This window comes from Cryobacterium sp. 10I1 (assembly GCF_035019805.1).
In the GTDB taxonomy this organism is placed as follows: Bacteria; Actinomycetota; Actinomycetes; order Actinomycetales; family Microbacteriaceae; genus Cryobacterium; species Cryobacterium glucosi.
This window is the reverse complement of sequence record NZ_JASJVF010000301.1, coordinates 1-3,534: the sequence shown is the minus strand read 5'-3', so window position 1 is coordinate 3,534 and position 3,534 is coordinate 1. Positions and strand designations below refer to the sequence as shown.

Sequence of the window (3,534 nt, the reverse complement as noted above, 5' to 3'; positions counted from 1 at the left end):
TAGCCATGACAGCGGCACTCCGGCTCGACACCCAGTGGTGGTCGGAGAGCGCAGCTGCCTTGGCGCGCACGAGTTCGAACGCGACGGAGTTCGCCGTGCGGGCGAGCGGGCCGTTGGTCGGAACGCCGAGGCGGAGCGCAAGCCGGTCACGCAGCACGGTGGCGCCCGCCCGGGTCGGCACGAGCAGGAGGACCTCCCCCGGCGCGTACCCGCGCTCGAGGACGCGTTCGGCGAGGAGCTCGATGAGGGTCGTGGTCTTCCCGGTGCCCGGGGCGCCGATGAGCGCGGCGGAGACCCCGTCGGCCAGCTCGAGGGCAGCCCGCTGGGAACCGTCGAGGGGGAAGGGAGGCGCGGAAACGTCGCGGTCGAGGGTCGGAATTCCGGGGCTGGTCACGTTTTCAAAGCTAGCGGGTTGCGCCGACAGTGAACGTTGTCCGGCTGCCCCGCCGTTCTGTCGTAATCTGGGCGCTTAGGCAACGAAAGGCGCATCTGGTGGATATCCGCATTGGCATCTTCAACTCTCCCCGTGAGATCAGCTTCGAGACGTCGCAGGCCGCGACCGAGGTCGAGGAAGCGGTAGCAGCCGCCCTCTCCGGTTCGACCGGGTACCTCAAGCTCGCCGACAGCAAGGGCCGGGTGTTCATCGTCCCGACGATCGGCCTCGCCTACGTCGAGCTGGGCTCCGAGGAGTCCCGTCGCGTCGGTTTCGTCGCGTAACACCGGCATGGAACTCCTCTTCGCCGCGCTCGGCGGGGCCGTCCTCGGCCTCGCGGCACGGTACGCGCTGCCCGGGCGCACGAACCACGGTGCCGTGCTGCTGCCCGCGATCGGCACGATCGTCGCCATGGTCGTCTGGGTCGCACTCACGTGGTTCGGCTGGGCCTGGGACGGTGGCTGGATCTGGTGGGCCACCCTCATCATCGCCGGCGGGGCATCCGTCGCGGCAGGCACGACCCTCGCGCGCTCACGCGTCGACGGTGACGCACGGATGCTGCACGAGCTGATGCGCACCGGTCGCCCGGGCCGCGCCTAGGCTTCCCTCGCGCCGAGCGCGAGTGTTCCGCCGTTGCGCGTGCGGTGCGCCACCCGCGCAGCGGCGAACCGCCCGCGCTCGAACGCGGGTTCATCGCCGCATGCTCAGGCGGTGAGGCCGAGGCCGTCCATTCGCCGGGTGTGCGCGGCGATCAGTTCGGTGAAGACCGGCTCGATGCGCTCCTCGGTGGGACCGGCTGCCAGAACGACGCCGGACGGGTCAGGCGTGCCCGCGAACGCGAGCGCGGAGCGGGCGATGAGCAGGGTGTCCCCGACCAGCCGGCGGCCCCAGAGGGCCAGGTGCGAGGCGAGCGGCGCATCCGCTGCGATCGCGGCCGCGAGCTGGGTCGCGAGGATCGCGGTCCCGGCATCCTCGCCGAGAAGGTGCGCGACCCGCGGGCCGACCTCACCGGGCAGCCCGTCGGAGAGCCGGATGAAGAAGTCGTCGAGCAGGCCCCCGGCGAGGTAGCAGCTCAGCAGCAGCTCGGTCCAGTCGGCGCCGCTGATCTCGGCACGGAAGGCGTCGAGGGCCGGTACGAACGGCGCCATCACGTCGGCGGGTTCCGCTCCGCGACGGCGGATCTCGGCGACGAGGCCCTGGTGCTTGGAGAGCGCGCGCCCAGCGGCGGTGCTGAGCGCCTGCTTGGCGGCGAGGTCCGGCGCGATCGCGACGGCGCGGGCGAGGCTCTCGAAGACGCCGAGCTCGAAGTATGCGGACTGGCCCAGGAACGGGAGCAGTTCGGGGGTGAGGTCCTTGATGTCCACTTTCGTGGTCGATGGACGTTCCCCCCGGGTGGTGAGCCGGGGGATAATCTCGACGCGCTTGGCGCGCCCATCAAACCAGGAGAACACCAGCCCAGCTTAGGACAGAGCTGCGGCATCCGCGCGGCCCGACACCGACCGCGCCCGCGTGGCTTCGGCTGCTTCCCAGACAGCTCCCGGTAAGGTGAGACAAGCCATCGGCGTGGATCGGTGGCTGGTGCCCGAGGCAGAAGACGGGCGCATCTTTCGTTTCCAGCTAATGACAGGCAAACTTTCGTGACTTTCTCCGAACTCAATATCGACCAGGACCTGGTTGACGCTCTCGCCAGCAAAGGCATCCTCGAGCCGTTCCCGATCCAGCTCCAGACCATCCCGCTCGCGATGAGCGGGCAGGACATCATCGGCCAGGCCAAGACCGGCACCGGCAAGACCCTCGGCTTCGGCCTCCCCCTCATCCAGCGTCTCGGACTCGACCCCGAGCCCGGCGTGCAGGCGCTCGTGGTCGTCCCGACCCGCGAACTGTGTGTGCAGGTCAGCGAGGACCTCGAGATGGCCTCGCAGAACCGCAACACCAAGATCGTGTCCATCTACGGCGGCAAGGCGTACGAGGGCCAGATCGAGCAGCTCAAGGCCGGCGCCCAGATCGTCGTCGGCACCCCCGGCCGCCTGCTCGACCTCGCGAGCCAGCACCTGCTCAGCCTCGCCAACGTGCGCGAGATGGTCCTCGACGAGGCGGACAAGATGCTCGACCTCGGCTTCCTGTCCGACATCGAGCGGCTCTTCGCCCAGACGCCGTCGACCAGGCACACCATGCTCTTCTCCGCGACGATGCCCGGCCCGATCGTGGCCCTCGCCCGCCGGTTCATGAACCGGCCCATCCACATCCGCGCGCAGGAGCCCGACGAAGGCCTCATGCAGGCCAACATCCAGCACATCGTCTACCGTGCCCACAGCATGGACAAGGACGAGGTCATCGGCCGCATCCTGATGGCGGAGGGCCGCGGCAAGACCGTGATCTTCACCCGCACCAAGCGCGCGGCCGCCAAGCTCGTCGAGGAACTCGGCGACCGCGGCTTCAACGCGACCGCCGTCCACGGCGACCTCAACCAGGACCAGCGCGAACGCGCCATGGCCGCGTTCAAGGCAGGCAAGAAGGACATCCTGATCGCAACGGATGTCGCCGCTCGCGGAATCGACGTCGACGACGTCACCCACGTGATCAACCACACCATCCCCGAGGACGAGAAGGCGTACCTGCACCGCGTCGGGCGCACCGGGCGCGCGGGCAAGACCGGCATCGCGGTCACGTTCGTCGACTGGGACGACATGCACAAGTGGACGCTGATCAACACCGCACTCGACTTCGGCGTTCCGGTCCCCGTCGAAACGTACTCGTCCTCACCGCACCTGTACTCCGACCTCAACATCCCGGTCGGCTCGAAGGGGCGCCTGCGCATCTCGCCCGTGCGCGAGCACGCCGCGGGAAGCGGTCACTCCGACTCCGGCCGTTCGGACGGTCGCTCCGGTGGCGCCGGGCGCACCGGCGGCGCCGGCCGCTCCGGCGGATCGGGCCGCGGCGGAGACGGGGCACGCTCGGATTCGGGTCGCACCGCAGACGCCGGCCGTTCCGGTGCAGCACGCACCCGCACCCGTGTCAGCCAGTCCACCAACCCCGACGCCCCTGCTGTGACCCCCGCAGCGGGCACCCACGACGGCGGCGGAGCCCAGCACCACGACTGC

The 3,534-nt window shown here is 69.9% G+C and carries 5 protein-coding genes; 3 read left to right on the top strand and 2 right to left on the bottom strand.

Features of this window, described 5'->3' with window-relative positions:
• Positions 1 to 394, bottom strand: a 394-nt coding sequence (locus QN345_RS16915; protein WP_323508926.1) for a UvrD-helicase domain-containing protein, incomplete at its 3' end; no start/stop codon positions are given.
• 98 nt (positions 395 to 492) lie between these two features.
• Between QN345_RS16915 and QN345_RS16910 the strand changes: the two genes are divergently transcribed.
• Both QN345_RS16910 and QN345_RS16905 read left to right on the top strand, forming a co-directional pair.
• Positions 493 to 717 carry a DUF3107 domain-containing protein gene (locus QN345_RS16910; RefSeq protein WP_134449555.1) on the top strand — a complete coding sequence of 75 codons (225 nt, stop codon included), beginning with the start codon at positions 493 to 495 and terminating at the stop codon, positions 715 to 717.
• Positions 718 to 724: 7 nt separating this feature from the next.
• Entirely contained in the window at positions 725 to 1,033 is a 309-nt protein-coding gene (locus tag QN345_RS16905) for a hypothetical protein (RefSeq protein WP_134449554.1), read from the top strand.
• A 104-nt stretch (positions 1,034 to 1,137) separates the two neighbouring features.
• On the opposite strand, the gene QN345_RS16900 is transcribed toward QN345_RS16905, so the two are convergent.
• A complete protein-coding gene (locus QN345_RS16900) occupies positions 1,138 to 1,884 on the bottom strand; it encodes a ferritin-like fold-containing protein (RefSeq protein ID WP_134449553.1) in 747 nt (248 codons plus the stop codon).
• 186 nt (positions 1,885 to 2,070) lie between these two features.
• On the opposite strand from QN345_RS16900, the gene QN345_RS16895 reads away from it, so the two are divergent.
• The coding region (locus tag QN345_RS16895; protein ID WP_323508925.1) for a DEAD/DEAH box helicase at positions 2,071 to 3,534 on the top strand (1,464 nt) is incomplete at its 3' end.